Origin of the sequence: Candidatus Manganitrophus noduliformans, assembly GCF_012184425.1 — a bacterium.
In the GTDB taxonomy this organism is placed as follows: Bacteria; Nitrospirota; Nitrospiria; order SBBL01; family Manganitrophaceae; genus Manganitrophus; species Manganitrophus noduliformans.
Genome location: NZ_VTOW01000002.1, coordinates 352,295 through 370,316, shown reverse-complemented (window position 1 = coordinate 370,316; position 18,022 = coordinate 352,295). Strand labels below are relative to the sequence as shown.

Here is an 18,022-nt window from a genome sequence, read left to right as displayed (position 1 = left end):
CAGGGTGAAATCACTCAAAAGATCAGTATTCTCCATTCTCTTATCGATCGTATCGCCGGCTTTGCTCACCGTCTCTCCGGTTGAAGCGATCGAGATGGAATATTACACCTACAACGGCTTCGACGCGGTTGTCAACGCGTTCTCCAAAGTTGCGCTTATCTTCAGCGACGACAGCTACGAGGGTCTTTTCTTTACGATCACGGTCTTGGGGATCCTTCTTGGAGGGATCGTCGTCTATTTTCTGGCGCTCTCGGGGGCGAAGATCTCCCTCTTCTCCTGGGCTTGGCCGATCGGCATCGGGGTGACGCTCTATCTCGCGCTTATTATCCCCAAAGGGACGCTTCATATTTACGATCCGGTCAAAAATCAATATCAACCGGTCGGAGGAATTCCTGATGGATTGGTGGCTGTCATCGGCGCTTTCAATAAGGTCGAGCGGGGCCTGGTCGATATCGTCTCCACCGCCGCAGACCCGGTCGGATTTCAACGCCAGGCCGGGGGGACCGGCTTCGACATGCTCCTGAATCTCCACTCCAAGGGGGTGCTCCTCTCCGACCAGTATCTTCATCAGTCGTTGAGAAAATATGTGGAGGATTGCGTCTACTTTGAACTGGCCCGTCCGGGGGGAACCCTCACCGTGAATCAACTGGCCGCCAATACAGATTTCCTCCCTTTGTTCGAGAGAGCGGCCAATCCCGCCATTTACACCGTTTTCTATGAAGAGGCCTCCCCGCAGGGGATCACGCTGACATGCGGCGAGGCGATCGCCTCGATCAGAACCGAAATCCTCGATCCCGGCCAGTTCGAGAACACCTCCCGCGCGCGCTGCGCGGAGGCCGGGTTCGACCCGGCGATCCCCTCGGAATACAACCAGTGCAGGACGATGCTCTCCGATCTGGTCAGTTGGTTCGAAGGGGCCGTCTTCGACGCCGCCCAGATATATCGCCAGACCGTCATCGCGCAGACGATCTCCGATGTGGTCCTCTCCTCCAGCCCCGATACCGCGATCAGAATCCTGGCATCCCGAGAGGCGGGGAACAGCATGCTTTCTACGAGTGTGATGGCGAACGAGTGGATTCCGATCATCCGTGCGGTCACGACCGCGATGGCGATCGGCCTGCTCCCTTTTTTAGTCCTTTTTATTCCCACCCCTCTGTTCGGCAAAGCGGCCGCATTGATCACGGGATTCTTCGTCTGGCTGACCGCATGGGGGATTACCGATGCGATCGCTCATCAATTCGCCGTCGATTACGCCGTCCATGCATTCGAGCAGGTCCGGCAATATCAGCTTGGTGTGGCGGCGGTCTCTTCTTTCGGGACCGCGTCTTTAAAAACCCTGGCCGCTTTCGGGGCGATCCGTTGGTCGGGGCTGATGCTCGCTACCGTGATCACCACCATGCTGGTCCGCTTCGGCGGCCACGCGCTCAGCATGCTCGCGGGAGATATCACGTCGGCCCCCCAGCGGGGCGGCCAGTCGGCCGGACGTCTCGCCACCCCGGAAGGACAGTCGGTCACTCTGCGGGCGGCCGAGGAGTCGCCTCCGGTGATGGCCAATTCTTACAGGTTTCCTTTTGAGCAACGGGTCGAATCGAAATCGAATCAGATGGCCCGTGGTGTCGGCGAAGGGATCGGGCTGATGGATCCGGTTTCCTCCTTCGATATGGGATTGATTCAAGGGCAGTTCTCACGAGGATCGGCAAAGGGGACGAAATGGTTTGCGGAAGATATCGCCGGAGGGAACGTCACAGCGGCGTCAACGCAGTCGCAGTACTTCAGGCAGAGCGCTTTATTCGGAGGCGCGGAGGGACGGTTTCACTTTGCCAAGAGCGTCTTGGGTCTTAACACGCCGGCGGAATCGGCTCGCTTCGAAGCTACCGGCCGGGTGATCACCCCTCTGATGGCCGGTCATGCCGCATCGCAGGGGTATAAAGGGATTCTTCCGGGAATGCATATCACGGGCGCCGGGTTCGATCCGAAAACGGGTAAAGCCTTCTCGCTTTCGTTTGCGGGGCCTGTCACCCCGGAAAATGTGAGCGCATTGAGGGAGTTGTTCAAGAGCGGCGGACATCAGAGCGCGGCGGAGATGTTAAAGCCAGGCATGATCGCAACCTACTCCGTCGATCCCCAGACGGGGAAAGGGACGTTTCACGCGACGGATAACGCTTCCACTCAGAGCGAGGACTTCGGAGAGAAGACGATTCATCCGGAGAAGGGGCTGTCCGTTGACACGCCTCACGGAAGTTACCGGTTAAAGGCGGGAAAGATTCAGGAGGTCGGAGGTCAGGTCTACATCAATGGGACGACCGAAGACGGAAAACACATCCAGCTCAAGGGAGCATCGGCGGATACATATAAGGTCACGCCGGGGTGGAAGCGCATGGACGATGGGACATACCGGTTGAGTGCCGATCCCGACGTCGCCCTGTATGAACTGCAGATGAAACCGTCCGATTCCGGAAACGATCACGGTCGGAGAACCAGCCTTATCAAAGATCGGAATGGAGATATCACTTCAATCGGTTTAAACCTGACCCGGGCCGAAACGGAGAAAGGGGTCAGCAGTTACGAATCACTCAATCCGGAAGGGCTCAAAAATCTCGCTCGGGTGCTTAAATCGCAGGGAGCGCCCAAGCATGTGGTGAACACGATGGAATATCTGGCGGAGCAGGGAAAATCGGCCCAAGTGGAGTACACCGCTCCGGCTGATGGCGGAAGTCCCGGACACCTGTCGGTCCGCTCAGGCGGGAGCGCCACCGTCTTCGATTTCTCTCTTTCGCAAACCGGATGGGAAGAAGTCACCAAAACCCATAGCAGTCACCTCAGCGGTTCGAGAACCATTTCCGAAGATATCGATAAAAGCAATGTCGATCATGGAGTCCATATCGGTTCTGCCATGCAAATGGCATTGAATCGGGATCCGGCGATCGCGAAGTTTGTCTCGGACCACACGCTGGCTAAATATAAGCCGGAGACTTTCGATGCGAATGTAGCCGCAACCGCGAAAGATATAGCACAGGATGTCGGGGGATTTTTGCAAAGACAAGGAGTGAGCCTTGGATATACAGAAGCAAGCGCGTCAGGTGGTCTTAAGATCTTCTCAGTTGGAGCATCCGGGACTGCTGGCAGGGAATCCCGCGAGTCTGAAACGACAGATCTTTTGAAGGGGGAATATGACCGGTTGATCCGACAATCCGTATCGGAGGCCAGAGAGAAAGATCTCAGCAGAGGGGAAACGGAAAAATATGTGGCCGGAAAGGTCGGCGAACTAACACAGAGCCTCTATGATCAAGCCAGGAAAACTTCTTCACTGGATTACGGTGCGAGCGCACCAGTGGGAGCCGCCAAACGTGCAATCGAGAGTATCCCATTTGATCCGAGCAGGACAGACTTTGAGGAGTTGAAGAATAAACCTGACTAATTCCGATTGGAATCGAAGGGATTATAGCCCACATCACCGGGTGAAATGCCATGATTTTTAGGATTGTGTGGGTCTAAAGGCCTGCGTTCAGGATAAAACGGCCGAATCTTGATCTTCTTTCGAGTTGCGAGCATGTAAATCAATCTTAGAACAATGAGAAAAATGGCTGAGAGAAAAATAGCTCCGTCAGACATCGGGAGTACCCCATTAAAAACGATAAGTCTTTTTTTTCAGAGATCGCTATTCATAAAAAAGGGTAGCAAGGACAATATTAAATGTCAATTTTAATAAGGTCAGTGCGTGTAAAGACCTGTGCGGTATTTTTTGCAGTCTTGGGCGTTGTTGCCGTGTCTTTGACCCCTTATCCTGTTCATGCTTTCTGTTTCGAGGAGGCCGGTGCGATCTATCGGGTCTCGCCTCAGTTGCTGTGGGCCATCGCCAAAGTGGAATCCTCGTTCAATCCATCCGCCGTGAATCGAAATGCTAACGGAAGCTACGACTACGGACTCATGCAAATCAATTCATCCTGGATGAAAGTTCTGGGAGAGGAACTATGGACCTTTTTGGGGGACCCCTGCCTGAATGTGAAAGTCGGAGCCTGGATTCTTGCCCAATGTATGAAGCGTCACGGGCAGACTTGGGAGGCGGTTGGCTGTTACAACGCAACCCGTCCGGATAAACGGGCGAAATATGCATGGAAGGTCTATTCTTCCCTTCCAAACAAAAAATGAAGAACAAAGAAGGAATTGTTGGGTGAAATTGAAAAAAACGAAAATCAGGAGGAATGCGATGACGGACATTACAGAAACCAAAAGGCGGATATCAAAAAGGAGCAGGGGATCGGGTCATCTTTCATTTGATGATTTCGAGCCGCACGAGCAGGCTTTATTGACGTTGACGGCAAGGGAGAAGGGACTCTCTATTCCCGATTTGATGGCCTGGGCCATACGAGAATATCTCGATCAAAACGTGAGAATTCAAATTAACGAGATAGATGCAAAAATATAGCTGAACTGTTTTTAGAAAGTGTGTTCGATCGCCCAGTATCATGTTGGGTTGCATTCCAGCCAACCAAGGTGGAACGTGCCATCGCAGCAATGAAGGGCGAGCGAGTTAAGAGAGGCGGAGATGCGAAGCTTTTGAGCAGCAGGACTCGTCGATGGAACGATTGAAACAAAATTTTCTCACTAGAAACTATTCGCACTCAGTAAAACGCCTCTATACGATTCCGGAAGCTGCCGTGTATCTGGGGCGTTCGATATGGAGTGTGAGAGAGTTAATCTGGAGAGGAGATCTTCCCTATATTAAGGTGGGCCGTCGGGTACACCTGGACGTGAAGGATCTCGATGCATTTGTAGACCAACATAAGGTGCGAGCAGAATTTTGAAAAAGGTATTCTTGCTTGCTTTATTTACTAAATTGACAATTAAGGAAAAATAGTTCAAAATGCGACTTAAGAAGTTCAAGGCTATGAGAAGGTGAATGAATAAAAAAAGGTTTTCTTCTCCATCGGGTTATCTTGATTCTGTAGCTCAAAGCAACGCTTATTCGTTTGTTCCTGTTTCCCTGGCTGCTGAGTTTCTGAATGTTACTCCTTCAATGATAAATGATCTGCTGAAGAACGGTTCGTTGGACGCAGTTGTTGTTAATGGGAGTAGAAAGAATTGGAAGGGGGTCCTAGTGGAGTCGTTGATGACTTACACAAAAAACAAAAGAACTAGCGTTACGAGCATGATAAAACAAATTAGGCATATTTTGGAAACAGCGGCTAAGAAGAAGAGGAAAATGTTTTACTCAGACCTGATGGAGCAGGTTGGTTTGAGTTATCAAAATCCCTACCATCGCAGGTTAATTGGAGAATGTCTTGGGAAATTATCTGCTCAAACGTTTAAAGAGAAGAATTATATGTTGTCAGCATTGGCAGTCCTCAAAAGCACTGGACGACCGAATGAAATATTTTTTGAGTTAGCGAACGAGCTTGGAGCATTGGATGACACACAAAAGGAGAAAGATTTTTATCAATCTCAAATTAAGAAAATTTATGGGAAATATAAGACATAATAGGCTCTCATAATCAGGAGACGAATACGATGGGGAAGAGTAAAATTCCAGGAAAAAATGACCTCCCTGCCAAAGGAAAGGATCCCCGTGAACAGTTGTTTGAGGTACTTAAGCGTGTGTTTTCGGAGATACCTTCATCTGATGAACCTTTGAGCGCGGAACCATGCGAGCGAGCCAGATCAATTGTCACGAAAGCCTCATTAGGGGCGGCTACTACTTCCGGTATTCTTGCCATACCACCCGGACCTGTTGGAATAGCCACTATTATTCCTGACCTTTTTGCGATATGGAAGATACAGGCAAAAATGGTCGCCGATATCGCAGGAGCCTATGGCAAGAAGGACAAGTTGTCTCCTGAACAGATGCTCCTTTGCCTATTTAAACACAGCGCAGCACAGGTCGTCCGGGATCTTGCGGTAAGAGTTGGAGAGAGAGTACTAATCAAGCGAGCTTCTCTTCGGGTGATGCAACGTACTATGAAGGCGCTGGTACCTCGCATCACACAGAGAGTTATTGGTCGCTCTGTTTCTCGGTGGCTTCCTGTTGTTGGAGTAGTCGGTGTTGCGGGTTACGCTTACTATGATACAGCTCAGGTAGGTAAAACGGCTATTGATTTGTTTGCCAATGAAGTTGTTATTGAAAGTGGCAGATAAGTTAATAAATAAACGTCCTTTCGACCTTCCAATGGTCCTATATTATCTATCAAGTCTTGTAACGCCCATATGCTTGTGGTACGATCCCGCCACATAGAAGTAATGGGTCAAATGAGTGTGTAGTATGGGCAGTATTTACAAACGGGGCAAAACGTATTGGGTCAAGTATTACCGCAATGGGCGGCCATGCTTTGAAAGCACACATTCAGGCAAAAGATCTGTCGCCACAAGGTTGCTAAAGATCCGGGAAGGACGGGTTGCAGAAGGGCGGCTCCCGGAATTTCGGATTCTAAAAACCCGCATTGATGACCTTGTGGATTTATATCTAAAAGATTACGAAAACAATGGTCGCAAATCTCTAGTCCGGGCCCGTCAGTTTTCTGAGTTGATCAAAGAACGCTTTGGGGGAATGCAGGCGGCTCATATTACGACCGAGCAGATTACGGATTATCGGACCGAGCGAAGGGAAGAGGGTGTTAAAGACAGCACCATCAATCGAGAACTTGCGGCTCTCCGGAGAATGTTCCGCTTGGGGCAAAAGCAATCGCCTCCCATGGTCGGCCCAATCCCCAATATTGAGTTCGTGAGAGAGAATAATGTTCGAAAGGGATTTTTTGAGTTGGAAGAGTTTTACGCTTTGACGGGGGCTCTGCCAGATCATTTGAAGGTAACCGCAACGATCGCTTATTTTACCGGAATGCGCTTGGGCGAGATCTTGGACCTTCGTTGGGATCATATCGATTGGGATAGTGGGACGATACGCTTGGATCCCGGCACAACAAAAAATGATGAGGGTCGGCTGTTACCGATGATGTCCGATGTCCGGGAGACACTTGAGCAGTGGAGATTAAATACTATGAAGGATTGGCCCAAATGTCCCTGGATTTGCCACTACCATGGCGAGCGGTTCAGCCGGATCTATAGAGCTTGGAGAACAGCCTGCAAGCGGGTAGGACTTGAAGGGCGACTGTTCCATGACCTTCGGCGGTCGGCCGTTCGCAATCTCGTTCGGGCGGGGGTGCCCCAGGCTGTCGCGAAAAAGATCTCAGGGCATAAGACCGATTCAGTGTTCAACCGGTACAATATCGTATCTCAAGGGGATCTGCTGGAAGCAACAAAACAGATTTCCAAATACATCCATAAAAAACGAAATCAAATCAAAAATGGTTACAATTTGGTTACAATCTCCCATCCTGAAATTCAGTCAGCCTCACAAGTTATTGAAAAATAATAAAGCCCCCGTAGCTCAGGTGGATAGAGCAGCGGTTTCCTAAACCGCGTGCCGGGTGTTCAAATCACCCCGGGGGCACCAATTTTCTTAGACTTTTCGATAGTTTCCAAGGCAAGCTTTAAAACCTCTTCCAGGTCGGTGGCTGAAAGTGCCGATTTCTTGCCGATTGGAATCTGATTTTGCCCCTTCAAGTAGGCTTCTACCTTTTCGGCCGCTTCGATCAGGTCCCGATCGTTCTTGATGTCATACCTCTCGAAAACGGAGTCCGTCTTATGGCCGGAGATCCGCTTTGCGACGGTCCGATCAACCCCCGCTTTGGTCATATTCCTGACAGCGGTTCTCCTCAAATCATGAAAGAGTTTTCCGGGAAGTCCGGCCCTTCTGCAGGCCGTCTTCCAGGATCGGGTTATCCGCTCGATCGGCCGGCCGTCGAAATGGGCGACGCGATCACAGGCGGGGTATTTGGTCATGGTCTCAAAACGCCAAGCTTCCAGGACGGAGCGAACCTCCGGCCCGAGGGGAATGTTTCGCGGTCGCCTGTTCTTGGTATCCTTCGATTCCAGGCGCAAGACGCCGGCGCCGAAATCGACCTGAGACCATCGAAGGTTTAAAATCTCTCCGAGCCTCATCCCGGTGTAGTATCCGAGGGTGACAACGGGTTTCAAATGGGCGGGGAGGTGTTCTTTGAGACGTTCAAACTCTCCGAGATCGAAAAAGCCCTCCCTTACATTGTTTTCATCTACGAATGGAATCTCCGGGACCTGGGCGACCAGTCGGGGCTTGTTCCGGAATCCGAGCCGGTAGACGTGGCGCAACCAGGCCAACTCGCGGTTTATCGTTGAATCGGTGACGGCGCGGATTTTCTGATTTTTGCGCTTCTCCGGGTCTTTCGTCGTAACCTTGCCTTCTTTCCGGAGGGTCCGATACTTATTGCAATCGTCGGTTGTCAACGCCGCGGCGCGCCATGAACCGCAGTATTCCCCAAGGAGGGCGGCGAAGCGTTCAAATTCCTTTAGGCTCTTTCGATCGTTCGCCTTCGCTTCATTCAAGCCCAAGGTGATAAGGTCGGAGATCTTCGTCTTTCGACAATCGGCGATCATCTCCCCCTTGCGGATCTTTCCGGTTAAATCCTCATATCGGTTCCGCGCTTCGGTTTTCGTTCCGACAAATTCACGGTGATCTTTCCCATTGATCCAGCAGCGGACCCACCAGCGGCCGGAGCCCACAGGCTTTTCAAACAGTCCTCGATTCTCTCTGTTTTTTCTTGCCATCAGTTCCCCCTTTCTTTTTTTTGGAAGTTTCCTTTTTTCCCTCCTGCACCGACATGCGCTTTCGGTATCTATTAACCTTCGCTGAATTTTGACAGTTCGGAGAGCAATATTGTGTTCGCGAATGGTCGCCAAGAAAGAACCTCTTACACCATGGGCAGGTGAGAATATTGCCCCGACCCTGTATGTCGAAGAGAAGCATCAAATACATAGCACCTACCAGGGACCACGTATCCCAATGGGTAATCCACTGCTGAGAGAGGGAATCCCAAGCCAAACGCGGTCTAACAGCGGCGAGCTTCCCCGAGATCATTGTGCCCAATAGGGACCGCATAGCTTCAGCCTTCACACGATCCGAGCTTTCGGTAGAGGCCCTATGGAGGTCAACCGCAATTCGGATTGCTTGTTGGGCATTTTTAAAGGTTCCAATTTGCATTGGAGCACAAAGATCTTTGTCTGGGGTCTGCCCGGATGGGGTCCATCGTTGGATTCTTAAAAAGTCTTCGGCCGTCAGACCAAGATCTTCGATTCTCTGAGTCTCGGGCGGAATCTTCATGAGGAGTAAACCCTCTTTTGGTGTTTCATCAGGCGGTGGAAATAAGGTCTTAAACCAATTTGGGTTTCTGAACTTTTTTTCATCTCCGAGCACTCCAAAGCGCTGGCTGAATGCGGCGACGTCCTCTATGTTGTCTGCGTTCACATCAAGAAATAGATATGGGAGAGATCTTTGTTCCCTCGTCGCTTTACCCTGAGGAAAATAAAAGTCGAATGGATTGTACTGAATAAGCTCCTCTTCCACCGGTTCAATGATGAATCCTCTATCAACTTCTACTTTCCCTCTCCACCATACCCCCTCAAATTTCGGAAACGTTGCGTCGTCCATCGTTGTAACTCCACTTTTACCTTGAATAACATTTTTTGAAAGTGTAACTATTGTGTCATTAAGACTGGTTACGTTAGTAACGATAGGAACATTAATGAATTAACACGATCAAATAGTAAAAGTCAATAACAATCTGTGGGGGGGGATACGAATGGAAAATGTCAATCTCGCGCGAAGATATCTTCGGGTGCCGGAGGCTTCACATTATACCGGACTTTCCGAAGCAACGATTCGGAAGTGGATTTTTATTAAAAGGCTCCCAAGCGTCCGACTCGGACGTGCGGTGCTTATTCCGTTAGAGGCACTCGAAAAAATGATCGAAGAAAATTATCAGCCCGCGGAAGTATAAAATCATGGTGCAAGGGGCGAAAAAAGACATCATTCCGTCGCCGGCCCTGGGAGAATCAGACCCTCTTCCCTGCCAGGAGTGCGCGACGAGGCTTCCGGTGATATACAACCAATGTAAAAAGGAGCGCTGCTTCATCGTGTTTTTGGCCGAAGAGGCGATCCAAAAAAGCCGAGAGGGAAGAGGGCTGTGATCGAGGCGCAATATGAAGATATCCGACGGCCTCCCCCACATTCGGCCGAGATTGAACAGGCGGCCTTGGGCTCTATTATGCTGATGGAACCGAACCAGGTCGCCGAGACCGTTCAAAAGCTTGACCAATCACAATTCTATCGGCGATCACACCAGATTATTTTTCAAGCTATCCGCGACCTGCAAAGCGGCGATTATATTTTGTTAGGGGATCATCTTAGAGAGAGGGGGATGCTCGATCAGGTCGGCGGGATAAGCTATCTGACCGAGGTCCTCAACTCAACGGCGACCTGGCGGAACATCGAGAAATATCTAACGACGCTGCGGGACCTGGCGGCGAAGCGGCGCATTCACACAATCCTCTTATCCCGGCTCGATCAAAACCGGAACGGCACGGCGCCGGCGGATCTGGCGCGGGATCTCTCCGAGGAGCTGCGGGGGATCTCTGAGGAGTCCCGGATCACTCCCGATCTATCACAATGTGTTCTAACCTCCGACATGTTGAAAACGATCGACATCCCAAAGCGGGAGGACATCATTGAACGGGTTCTCCCGACGCAATCACTTTTAATGATCAACGCCGGCCGGGGCAAGGGAAAAACCTGGCTTGCTCTCGGCCTCGCGAGGGCGTGCGCTATTGGCGACGGGGTTTTCCTGGGATGGGCCATCAAGAGAAAGGCGAGGGTCCTATATGTCGATGGGGAAATGCCCCTTGCGGATATGCGAGAGCGGATCAACCAACTTCAAATACCAAAGGAAAATTTTCTCCTTCTCTCCGTTGAGTGGATGATCTTGAACGGATTTACCAAACGGCTGAATATTGCCAGCTTGGAGGGGCAAGACCTGATCGATAAATCGATTGAAGACCTTTCCCGGGGCGGTTTCAACCCTGACGTTCTGATTCTTGATAACTACTCCGCTTTGATCCATGGGATTAAACAAAATGACAATGACGAATGGGACGGGGTGAATGCGTGGCTTATCAGGAAGCGACACACGGGCCTTTCGGTTATCGTTCTCGATCACGCCGGAAAAGATGAGAGCAAGGGCTCCCGCGGAGCCAGCCGGAAAGAGGATGTCATGGACACCATTATTCAGCTTTCGGAGGTTAAGGGCGCCGATCCGGAGGAGTGCAGATTTACCCTCGAATTTACAAAAACGCGCGGCCGAAAGCCCTCGCCTATGAAGTTCGTTGCTTCACTGAGGGGGGCAGACTTCACGACGGAAGAGATGGAAATGAATTCATTAGATGAGTTGATCCGACTTGTAGAATCGGGGGTCGAATCTCAAACAGATATTGCAAACGAACTAAAGATCACTCGCGCTCGCGTCTGCCAGATCACAGCAAAAGCCGTCGAGCGGGGATTAATTAGAAAGATCGGGAACCGATTGAAACCAACATTCAAGGAAAGTTAATCCGGAAATTAAGTGTTAAGCCCCCCCTAAAGGGTGGGGGCTTAACTTAACACCGAGTTAAGAGGTTTTGTTAAGGCTTAACAACATGAAATCAATAGCTTGTAGGAATCTGTTAAGCGAAAGTTAAGTTAAGCGCCACAAACAAAAAGTTAATTAGTGAAAACACCGAGAAAAGCATGATCCGGATTCCCTTCCAAAAGAACACGATCTTGATCTTGACGGATGAGGAATTTAAAAGAGCGGTCGCCCGCGGGAAAGGGGAGAGAAGGAGTAAGGCGTTTCAAGAGCGGAAGAGGGCGAGCGGAGCCGACGCGAAAGCCTCAGCGGAAATATCAAAGCGGATCGATCGAGAGGAAGGCGTGTGACAAGGCCGACGGAGACAGACTTTGAAATTATTTTTATACGGGACCTTGGAAAATTCAGTGCAGCCGGAAAACGGATTTCCCGCCGGGATCTTCTCCGGCTTTATATCATGGCAGCTTCGAAGCGGGTTGATTGGGATGGAATCGATCGAGAACGGGCCGTCTCTTTTGCGGCGGCGGAAATCAAAAGGGGAGGGGTAGTCGATGGAAGCGACGAGATTTCAAGTTGAAGCGGAAGGATACCGGCAAGGGTTGGAGACAGCCCGCCGGGAGATCGGCCGTCTGAGAGATCAGAACAGTCAATTGACTCAGGAGGTTGATCAACTTCAAAGGGAGAATGATCTCCTCCGAAAGGACGTGTCTGAATGGCGGCAAGCGGCTTATCGTTCGCAAAGCGCACTTTGCGAAATGGAAAAGAATGCAGTCCCAACAAATTGAGCAGATCGGCCCCCCTCCTTGCCCGGGGTGTGGGGACCGTGCCGGGATGGCCTCCGGAAGCGCTTGGACGCTTAAGGCTTTGTTGGGTCGCTCCGCGGGGCGGGATGCGGAAGAATGGGCGGCGCCGATCCCGCATGGGGGAAACTCCTCCTCCCGCGAACCCGGGCGCCGCCCCCCCCTTATGGGTCCTTCCTGGGGGGGGTGCCGCATGGGGTGGCAAGGAAGCGCAGATTTCCCCTCGGCTCAACTCAAAATTTAGAGGTTCTGTTTCGTTATGAAACGAAATAAAGAAAAGCAGCCCAAAACCTTCAATGAGTTTGTCCCGGCGACGATCTTATCTGAATTTCTCGGAGTCTCAACGAGGAGGATTCATCAACTCGTCGCCGAAAAGGTGATACCGCGTGAGTCCCGCTCACGCTATCCCTTGGCGGAGAGCGTCCAGGCGTTCATCAAGCACATTTCAAACCAGGGGCGCGGCTCATCCCTCACCGACGAGAGAACCCGCTTGACCCAAATTAATATCGAGAGAAAAAAGATGGAGTTGGAGGTTTACCGCGGCGAATTCGTCAACAAAGCGGATGCGATAAGAGAGCTCGTTGACCGTGAGAGGGAAATCAAAACCGCTTTTCTTTCTCTCCCGAAGGATTCCTCTTCGGAGTTGATCGGCAAGGGTGCTCAAGAGATCGAGGCAATCTTGACAAAAAAGACGTTTGAAATTTGCCGGCAGTTGGCCCGCGGCTATAAGGGGCTCAAGATTCGGCAAGGCGAAGCACCAACAAACGCACCAGAAAACAAACCTTAAAAATGGAGATGACAAATGTCAAAAGTGATGGAAAAAGACCCCTTGATCGTAAGCACATCGGATTTAGGACCGTTAAAACCGGGCCTGACTTTGGTCGATGCGTGGAAGTCACAACCACGCCCGAACATGTCCCGGAGCTTCTTCCTTGGCCCAACTCCGAATAGTCAATTCCGGAGAGATCCGAACGAGTTTTTGTGCCCCGGGGCGGCCGTTGGAATCGATCACGACGGAATCCTTCGACACGTTCACCCGTCGAATAGATTGAAAGGATTTACCGGCTTTCTGATTACCAATCTTGAGGAGGGGCGGGCGCTTGTAACCGTCCGGGGGAGGACACTCCTAAAAATCGAAGATCTAAATCGCGGGGATGAACACAAAAAGGTCTACGCGCTCGGGGTGAACCGGTTTGTTCTGTCTCCCCAGGCCGGCGCCTATGAGATTGGCCAGATCATTTTCATTCAGCCGGATCGGGTTGGAATCGCTTGTGTTGAATTTAAGAGCTTTGACGATCCGGAGCCGCTTGACCTGAGAATTAACAACCAATAGTGAAGGCAAAGACCGAATTCCTTACGGGAATTAAAAAAATAAACGAAAGGAGAAAACAAAATGGCCACAGTTACAGAATATGATTTGCAACAATGGGAAAAAGAATGGAGAGGGAGCCCCACGCTCCGGGAGGAATTCCCGAAGCTCTCCACCTATCAGGCATTCAAGAAAGCGGAGGCAAACGGTCAGGTGAGGATTCTGAAAAGTAAGCAGGATTGAGGTCGCCCGAACGAGCGCGCCGGCGGCGACGAGGGAAGTCAACCCCCTGACATAGCCGGAACGCAAGAGGTAAAAGGGGCGGCCCGCCTCTCCGGTGTTCTCCCACCGGCCACGGGGCCGCCCCGACACTCCCATATAAGGGAAACATCAAACAATCCGGAGGAAATGATGACTACAGCGGCTAAAGAATGGGCATCAAAGATGCCGACTAAGGAACTCGCATTACCAAGCGGAATGATCGTTAAAGTAAAAGGGAGCCGATTTCAAGCGCTCACCCTTATGAATATCCCGATCGATTCCCTTCAAAAGATTTTAGAAAGTGGAACTGAGAGTACCCCGGAGGGGATTATTCAGGCGGTCCCCGTTATCCGTCAACTTTTGGAGCTCGTCAAGTCGACCGTGGCCGCCCCAAAAATTGTTGATGGACCGGCGGAGAATGAAAACGAAATCTCTCTTTCCGATATCCCGGATTCAGATATGGAAGCCTTGATTCTGTATGTGGTTCAGGGTAGGAAAGCCGAACATACCGCGGGGGAGAGCGGACCCACTCCGGTCCGCTCGATCGAGGGGGGGAAAGAACAAGTCAGCCCCGAATCGGCGCTACCTTAACGGATATTATTTCCCAAAGATTAAAGAAGGGCCGCCCCAGGAAATGAGAGATTTTATCAGGAGGACCAAATGTCTCAAGAGTCATTGATTTTAAAAATCGGTGCCCAATTCGACGGGCTTAAGTCCGGCCTACAAGGCGCACTCGGGGAATACAATGGATTCCTCAAGGGACTGGGAGATGGAAAGCAGATCTTAGGGGCCGTCTCGGTGGCGATTGCTGGAGTCGGGGCGGCCGCGCTTGGGCTGGCGACTTCGGCCGCCAACACCGGGGATCATCTTATCGGCCTCTCCGATAAGACCGGAATATCCGTCGAGCAACTCTCCCTCCTGAAATTCGCGGCCGAGCAAAACAAAACCGATATCGATAAACTCGCCGTCGGAATGACTCAGCTTGCCAAGAACATGAACGAGGCGAGCGACGGAACCGGGAAGGCCGCCGAGATCTTCAAGGAGCTTGGTATTGACGTGAAAGACGTAGACGGCTCTCTCAGGCCCGTCAATGAGGTCATGCTCGATTTGGCCGACGCAATTGCTGGGATGCAGGACCCCGCCAAGCAGTCCGCCATTCTGATGGAGTTGATGGGAAAATCTGGGATCGATCTCGCATCATTCATGAAACAAGGGGGGCAGACTATCCGGGAGACAACCGAAGCCGCTCGGGGGATGGGGCTGGAAATGTCAGGAAATTCCGCCAAGGCCGGCGCCGCCTTCCTCGATAACATGAGCGCAATTACAACAGTTGTCGGAAATCTCGGGACCCAACTCGGGGCGAGCCTCCTTGAGCCGTTGGCCGAAATTACCGCCATTATTCTGCAGGCGATCATTCCGGCCGCCAAGACCATGACCGATTGGTTTAAGGAACTCGATTCCGACACAAAGAAGTGGATCGTCGGGATTTCGGCCCTTGGGGTGGCGCTTGGATCTGCCGTCGTAGCGATCGGCGCAGTTACAACGGCCGTCGGCCTCTTCGGCGGGGCTTTCACCGGAGGTCTTGCCATTCTCGGAGCCGTTGTGACGGCTTTGACCGGTCCGGTAGGTTTGGCAATCGCCGGGGTCGCGGCGGCCATTACGGCCGCCATCGTCGTTTGGAAGAATTGGGATAAGATCGTCGCCGCCTTCGAAAGAACCGCAAAGGCGGTGACCGGATTCATTCAAGATATGGTCGCCGGGATCCGCCAACAGCTAATCGACCGCTTCAACGCGATCGTGGATGGAGTCAAGGATAAGATCGAAGCCGTGAAGGGATTCTTCAAGGACCTCTATGACGCCGTAGTCGGCAACTCATACATTCCAGATATGGTCGCGGAAATCGCCCATGAGATGGGCGATGGGCTCCAAAGGGGGATGGTCGATAATGCTAAATCGGCGACCAAGCAAACGGGCGAATTCTTTGAGGGTCTGGGTCGGCACATCAAATTCAGCATCGGCGATGCCGTAGCCGGCGCCATCGTTTACCACGAGGATTTAAAAAAGAGCTTCGAAGATATCGGAAAGGCGATCCTCGCCTCTGTCATTGCTTTTGGAACAAGGATCATGACTGAATGGGCGGCGATGGAGGCTTTCCGTCTTGCAACCACTGAGACTACCAACGCCAAGATTGCGGCCAGCAATACGGCGGCGTCTACAGGAATTGGAGCCGGCGCCGCCGGCGCGGGCGGAATGACAGCCGGCCAAATCGGGGGGGCCATTGTTGGCGGAGTTGTGGCGGTCGACGCGGCCAATCGGGCGAGAACGGGCGACAATGGGGACATTGCCACGGCCTTTGTTGAATCTCCAATAGGCGCCCAAGTCGGCCTTGTTCTGAGGGCGGGAGATGCCATTTTCGGAGGAGATGAAACCGATCACGCGAGGCTAAAGCGAAAATTCGGAAAGCCGGCCGTCGAGGCGGGTGTTCGCCGGGCGGCCGGCGGAGACTGGTCTCAGTGGCATAAACTACATTTCAACACAAAGGCGGCCACGATTATTGGAATTATCGATGAACTCGGAATGGAAGTGAATAACCGGCGGCAATGGCGGCTCTCAGGGTCTGAGAAGGAGGAACTCGCGCGGTTGATCCAAGCAAATGGACTTTGGGCCGGGGGAATCGTCTCAAAGCCCATGCTGGCCAGAATTGCGGAAGGCGGAGAATCCGAAGTTGTGGCCCCGCTCTCCCGGCTCCGGGAGATGCTCGGAGGGGTATTTGGGGGAGGGGGGAATATCAATATCAGCGTCTCTCTTCCAAACATTAGGAAAATAACTGATTTTACGGACCATGAGGCGGAACAAGTTTTAAAAACTACCTTTAACAGGGCCTCCCGAAATCTCTCCCGGCGTGGCTATACATGGGGAATGCAACCAGGAGCGAGGTAAATGTATACAGTATCAGCCGGCTTTAAAACAATCGCGGGCGATCCGCAGAGAATACCGGCCAAGCGTTTCTCATTTCCAGAAGGCGGAACCGACTATTCCGACAAGCTCTTAAACATCGGCTCCTTTTCTCAGAGGCAATTCGAGGGCGACGACTTAAACGGCGCGGACATTACCGTTGAGCTTTTGAACGATTCAAAGGAGTTTAATTTCTTAAAGAACACAAAGAGCAATATCGGGAAGATCGGGAAGATAGAGCTCGGGTTCGATGGTGAATACTTCAACAGGTATCGGGGATTCCTCGAAGACGTTGAGTTTTTCACCGACGCGGAGCGGCCGAAAGTCTACATGGTTTTTTCCTCAAGGGCTCAACGTGCAATCGATAAGAATTTAGGGGCCTCTTCCGCCCCCCTGGATCTTACCGGGAGCATCTATAACCCGGCGGATCTTGCTTGGACGCTTTTAACAACTCACGGCGGGCTTGATTCGACCGCCTCAACGGCAAACGTCGATATAGATTATACAAGTTGGTCCGCTTACAAGGGCATTTGCTCTTCCCTCGCTTTCAGGCTTAAAGCCTATTTTCGAGGCGAAACAATCGCGGAGGCCCTCCGCCTGATTGGGAAGCTTACCGATTCCCTGATTTATGGGGAGACGGACGGGAAGATTTATTTCAATCGGTTCATACCAAAAGAAACTTATCCGACTATTTATACTTTTACGGAAGAATCCGCCCATCTCCAAGCGGCCCGCCTCTACTTCAACAAAAGCCGGATCATCAACCGGGCCAATGTTTGGTATAACTACGACCCCATCGGGGACTTTTGGGAAGATAAGGCGACAAGCGACAACGCAACCTCTCAAACCGATTATGGATTGGTTGAGAAAGATTTTAACGATGCGGCGGTTTGGCATTATGAATATTATTCCGCAAAGAGCTTGTCAGACCGTTTAGTTTATAGATATTTTGAGCCGGCAGAAACGGTTGTATTCCGAACCAAGCAGGGAACGCAAGCCCTCATCCATCAACTCGGGGATAATATCCGCCTTACATGGTCCCAACTCGATTACTCCTCTAAGGTATTCAGAATCTACGGGATTTCAGCGGACCTTTTAAATCAGCAATACGAAATCGAGGCGGAAGAGGATAATGAATTCGGACAAGCCTACTTTACTTTGAATTCATCCACTCATGGGGTGTTGGGGACGAACAAACTTTTTTAGGAGAGGAC

At 51.5% G+C, this 18,022-nt stretch carries 19 protein-coding genes and 1 tRNA gene; 18 read left to right on the top strand and 2 right to left on the bottom strand.

Annotation, left to right across the window (positions count from 1 at the left end; translation table 11 throughout):
* Window positions 1–4: 4 nt before the first annotated feature.
* From MNODULE_RS11105 to MNODULE_RS11070, 8 genes are all read left to right on the top strand, one after another.
* Window positions 5–3,418, top strand: coding sequence for a conjugal transfer protein TraG N-terminal domain-containing protein (locus tag MNODULE_RS11105; RefSeq protein ID WP_168059751.1), 3,414 nt, complete (start codon window positions 5–7; stop codon window positions 3,416–3,418).
* A 275-nt stretch (window positions 3,419–3,693) separates the two neighbouring features.
* A complete protein-coding gene (locus MNODULE_RS11100; RefSeq protein ID WP_168059749.1) occupies window positions 3,694–4,149 on the top strand; it encodes a lytic transglycosylase domain-containing protein in 456 nt (151 codons plus the stop codon).
* A gap of 58 nt (window positions 4,150–4,207) precedes the next feature.
* Window positions 4,208–4,426 (top strand): hypothetical protein, encoded by a 219-nt coding sequence (locus tag MNODULE_RS11095; RefSeq protein WP_168059747.1) that lies wholly within the window; start codon window positions 4,208–4,210, stop codon window positions 4,424–4,426.
* A 151-nt stretch (window positions 4,427–4,577) separates the two neighbouring features.
* Window positions 4,578–4,805 (top strand): helix-turn-helix domain-containing protein, encoded by a 228-nt coding sequence (locus MNODULE_RS25450; protein ID WP_168059745.1) that lies wholly within the window; start codon window positions 4,578–4,580, stop codon window positions 4,803–4,805.
* 95 nt (window positions 4,806–4,900) lie between these two features.
* Window positions 4,901–5,479 (top strand): hypothetical protein, encoded by a 579-nt coding sequence (locus tag MNODULE_RS11085; RefSeq protein ID WP_168059743.1) that lies wholly within the window; start codon window positions 4,901–4,903, stop codon window positions 5,477–5,479.
* Window positions 5,480–5,508: 29 nt separating this feature from the next.
* On the top strand, window positions 5,509–6,132 hold the full coding sequence (locus MNODULE_RS11080) for an EcsC family protein (protein ID WP_168059741.1): 624 nt from the start codon (window positions 5,509–5,511) through the stop codon (window positions 6,130–6,132).
* 124 nt (window positions 6,133–6,256) lie between these two features.
* The gene (locus tag MNODULE_RS11075; protein ID WP_168059739.1) at window positions 6,257–7,363 is read left to right on the top strand and encodes a tyrosine-type recombinase/integrase; all 1,107 of its coding nucleotides are present in this window, start codon (window positions 6,257–6,259) and stop codon (window positions 7,361–7,363) included.
* 4 nt (window positions 7,364–7,367) lie between these two features.
* Window positions 7,368–7,444: transfer RNA gene (locus MNODULE_RS11070), tRNA-Arg, on the top strand.
* Here the strand turns inward: MNODULE_RS11070 and MNODULE_RS11065 are convergent.
* Both MNODULE_RS11065 and MNODULE_RS11060 read right to left on the bottom strand, forming a co-directional pair.
* On the bottom strand, window positions 7,423–8,634 hold the full coding sequence (locus MNODULE_RS11065; protein ID WP_168059737.1) for a site-specific integrase: 1,212 nt from the start codon (window positions 8,632–8,634) through the stop codon (window positions 7,423–7,425). The two genes, MNODULE_RS11070 and MNODULE_RS11065, sit on opposite strands and share 22 nt — an antisense overlap.
* Window positions 8,597–9,514: a CGNR zinc finger domain-containing protein gene (locus tag MNODULE_RS11060; protein WP_168059735.1), complete on the bottom strand. Its 918-nt coding sequence runs from the start codon at window positions 9,512–9,514 to the stop codon at window positions 8,597–8,599. The genes MNODULE_RS11065 and MNODULE_RS11060 overlap by 38 nt, the downstream gene beginning before the upstream one ends.
* Window positions 9,515–9,665: 151 nt before the next feature.
* Here MNODULE_RS11060 and MNODULE_RS11055 point away from each other — a divergent pair, with 151 nt between their 5' ends.
* From MNODULE_RS11055 to MNODULE_RS11010, 10 genes are all read left to right on the top strand, one after another.
* Window positions 9,666–9,863 carry a helix-turn-helix domain-containing protein gene (locus tag MNODULE_RS11055; protein WP_168059733.1) on the top strand — a complete coding sequence of 66 codons (198 nt, stop codon included), beginning with the start codon at window positions 9,666–9,668 and terminating at the stop codon, window positions 9,861–9,863.
* Between the two features lie 186 nt (window positions 9,864–10,049).
* Window positions 10,050–11,468, top strand: a complete 1,419-nt coding sequence (locus MNODULE_RS11050) for an AAA family ATPase (protein WP_168059731.1) — start codon at window positions 10,050–10,052, stop codon at window positions 11,466–11,468.
* Between the two features lie 176 nt (window positions 11,469–11,644).
* Window positions 11,645–11,833, top strand: a complete 189-nt coding sequence (locus MNODULE_RS11045) for a hypothetical protein (RefSeq protein ID WP_168059729.1) — start codon at window positions 11,645–11,647, stop codon at window positions 11,831–11,833.
* The gene (locus MNODULE_RS11040; RefSeq protein ID WP_168059727.1) at window positions 11,830–12,060 is read left to right on the top strand and encodes a hypothetical protein; all 231 of its coding nucleotides are present in this window, start codon (window positions 11,830–11,832) and stop codon (window positions 12,058–12,060) included. The genes MNODULE_RS11045 and MNODULE_RS11040 overlap by 4 nt, the downstream gene beginning before the upstream one ends.
* A gap of 743 nt (window positions 12,061–12,803) precedes the next feature.
* Complete coding sequence (locus tag MNODULE_RS11035; protein WP_168059725.1) at window positions 12,804–13,070, top strand: hypothetical protein; 267 nt, start codon at window positions 12,804–12,806, stop codon at window positions 13,068–13,070.
* A gap of 15 nt (window positions 13,071–13,085) precedes the next feature.
* On the top strand, window positions 13,086–13,616 hold the full coding sequence (locus MNODULE_RS11030) for a hypothetical protein (RefSeq protein ID WP_168059723.1): 531 nt from the start codon (window positions 13,086–13,088) through the stop codon (window positions 13,614–13,616).
* 60 nt (window positions 13,617–13,676) lie between these two features.
* Window positions 13,677–13,835 (top strand): hypothetical protein, encoded by a 159-nt coding sequence (locus tag MNODULE_RS11025; protein ID WP_168059721.1) that lies wholly within the window; start codon window positions 13,677–13,679, stop codon window positions 13,833–13,835.
* 201 nt (window positions 13,836–14,036) lie between these two features.
* Window positions 14,037–14,444, top strand: a complete 408-nt coding sequence (locus tag MNODULE_RS11020) for a hypothetical protein (RefSeq protein ID WP_168059719.1) — start codon at window positions 14,037–14,039, stop codon at window positions 14,442–14,444.
* 69 nt (window positions 14,445–14,513) lie between these two features.
* A complete protein-coding gene (locus tag MNODULE_RS11015) occupies window positions 14,514–16,793 on the top strand; it encodes a phage tail tape measure protein (protein ID WP_168059717.1) in 2,280 nt (759 codons plus the stop codon).
* 345 nt (window positions 16,794–17,138) lie between these two features.
* Complete coding sequence (locus MNODULE_RS11010; RefSeq protein WP_168059715.1) at window positions 17,139–18,014, top strand: hypothetical protein; 876 nt, start codon at window positions 17,139–17,141, stop codon at window positions 18,012–18,014.
* Window positions 18,015–18,022 lie beyond the last annotated feature (8 nt).

Coding starts and splice junctions, on each gene's coding strand:
- MNODULE_RS11030 (WP_168059723.1), top strand. CDS start 13,086: ATGTCAAAAGTGATGGAAAAAGACCCCTTGATCGTAAGCACATCGGAT.
- MNODULE_RS11045 (WP_168059729.1), top strand. CDS start 11,645: ATGATCCGGATTCCCTTCCAAAAGAACACGATCTTGATCTTGACGGAT.
- MNODULE_RS11015 (WP_168059717.1), top strand. CDS start 14,514: ATGTCTCAAGAGTCATTGATTTTAAAAATCGGTGCCCAATTCGACGGG.
- MNODULE_RS11065 (WP_168059737.1), bottom strand. CDS start 8,634: ATGGCAAGAAAAAACAGAGAGAATCGAGGACTGTTTGAAAAGCCTGTG.
- MNODULE_RS25450 (WP_168059745.1), top strand. CDS start 4,578: ATGGAACGATTGAAACAAAATTTTCTCACTAGAAACTATTCGCACTCA.
- MNODULE_RS11060 (WP_168059735.1), bottom strand. CDS start 9,514: ATGGACGACGCAACGTTTCCGAAATTTGAGGGGGTATGGTGGAGAGGG.
- MNODULE_RS11010 (WP_168059715.1), top strand. CDS start 17,139: ATGGTTTTTTCCTCAAGGGCTCAACGTGCAATCGATAAGAATTTAGGG.
- MNODULE_RS11095 (WP_168059747.1), top strand. CDS start 4,208: ATGACGGACATTACAGAAACCAAAAGGCGGATATCAAAAAGGAGCAGG.
- MNODULE_RS11055 (WP_168059733.1), top strand. CDS start 9,666: ATGGAAAATGTCAATCTCGCGCGAAGATATCTTCGGGTGCCGGAGGCT.
- MNODULE_RS11020 (WP_168059719.1), top strand. CDS start 14,037: ATGCCGACTAAGGAACTCGCATTACCAAGCGGAATGATCGTTAAAGTA.
- MNODULE_RS11035 (WP_168059725.1), top strand. CDS start 12,804: ATGGAGTTGGAGGTTTACCGCGGCGAATTCGTCAACAAAGCGGATGCG.
- MNODULE_RS11100 (WP_168059749.1), top strand. CDS start 3,694: ATGTCAATTTTAATAAGGTCAGTGCGTGTAAAGACCTGTGCGGTATTT.
- MNODULE_RS11080 (WP_168059741.1), top strand. CDS start 5,509: ATGGGGAAGAGTAAAATTCCAGGAAAAAATGACCTCCCTGCCAAAGGA.
- MNODULE_RS11085 (WP_168059743.1), top strand. CDS start 4,901: ATGAATAAAAAAAGGTTTTCTTCTCCATCGGGTTATCTTGATTCTGTA.
- MNODULE_RS11025 (WP_168059721.1), top strand. CDS start 13,677: ATGGCCACAGTTACAGAATATGATTTGCAACAATGGGAAAAAGAATGG.
- MNODULE_RS11075 (WP_168059739.1), top strand. CDS start 6,257: ATGGGCAGTATTTACAAACGGGGCAAAACGTATTGGGTCAAGTATTAC.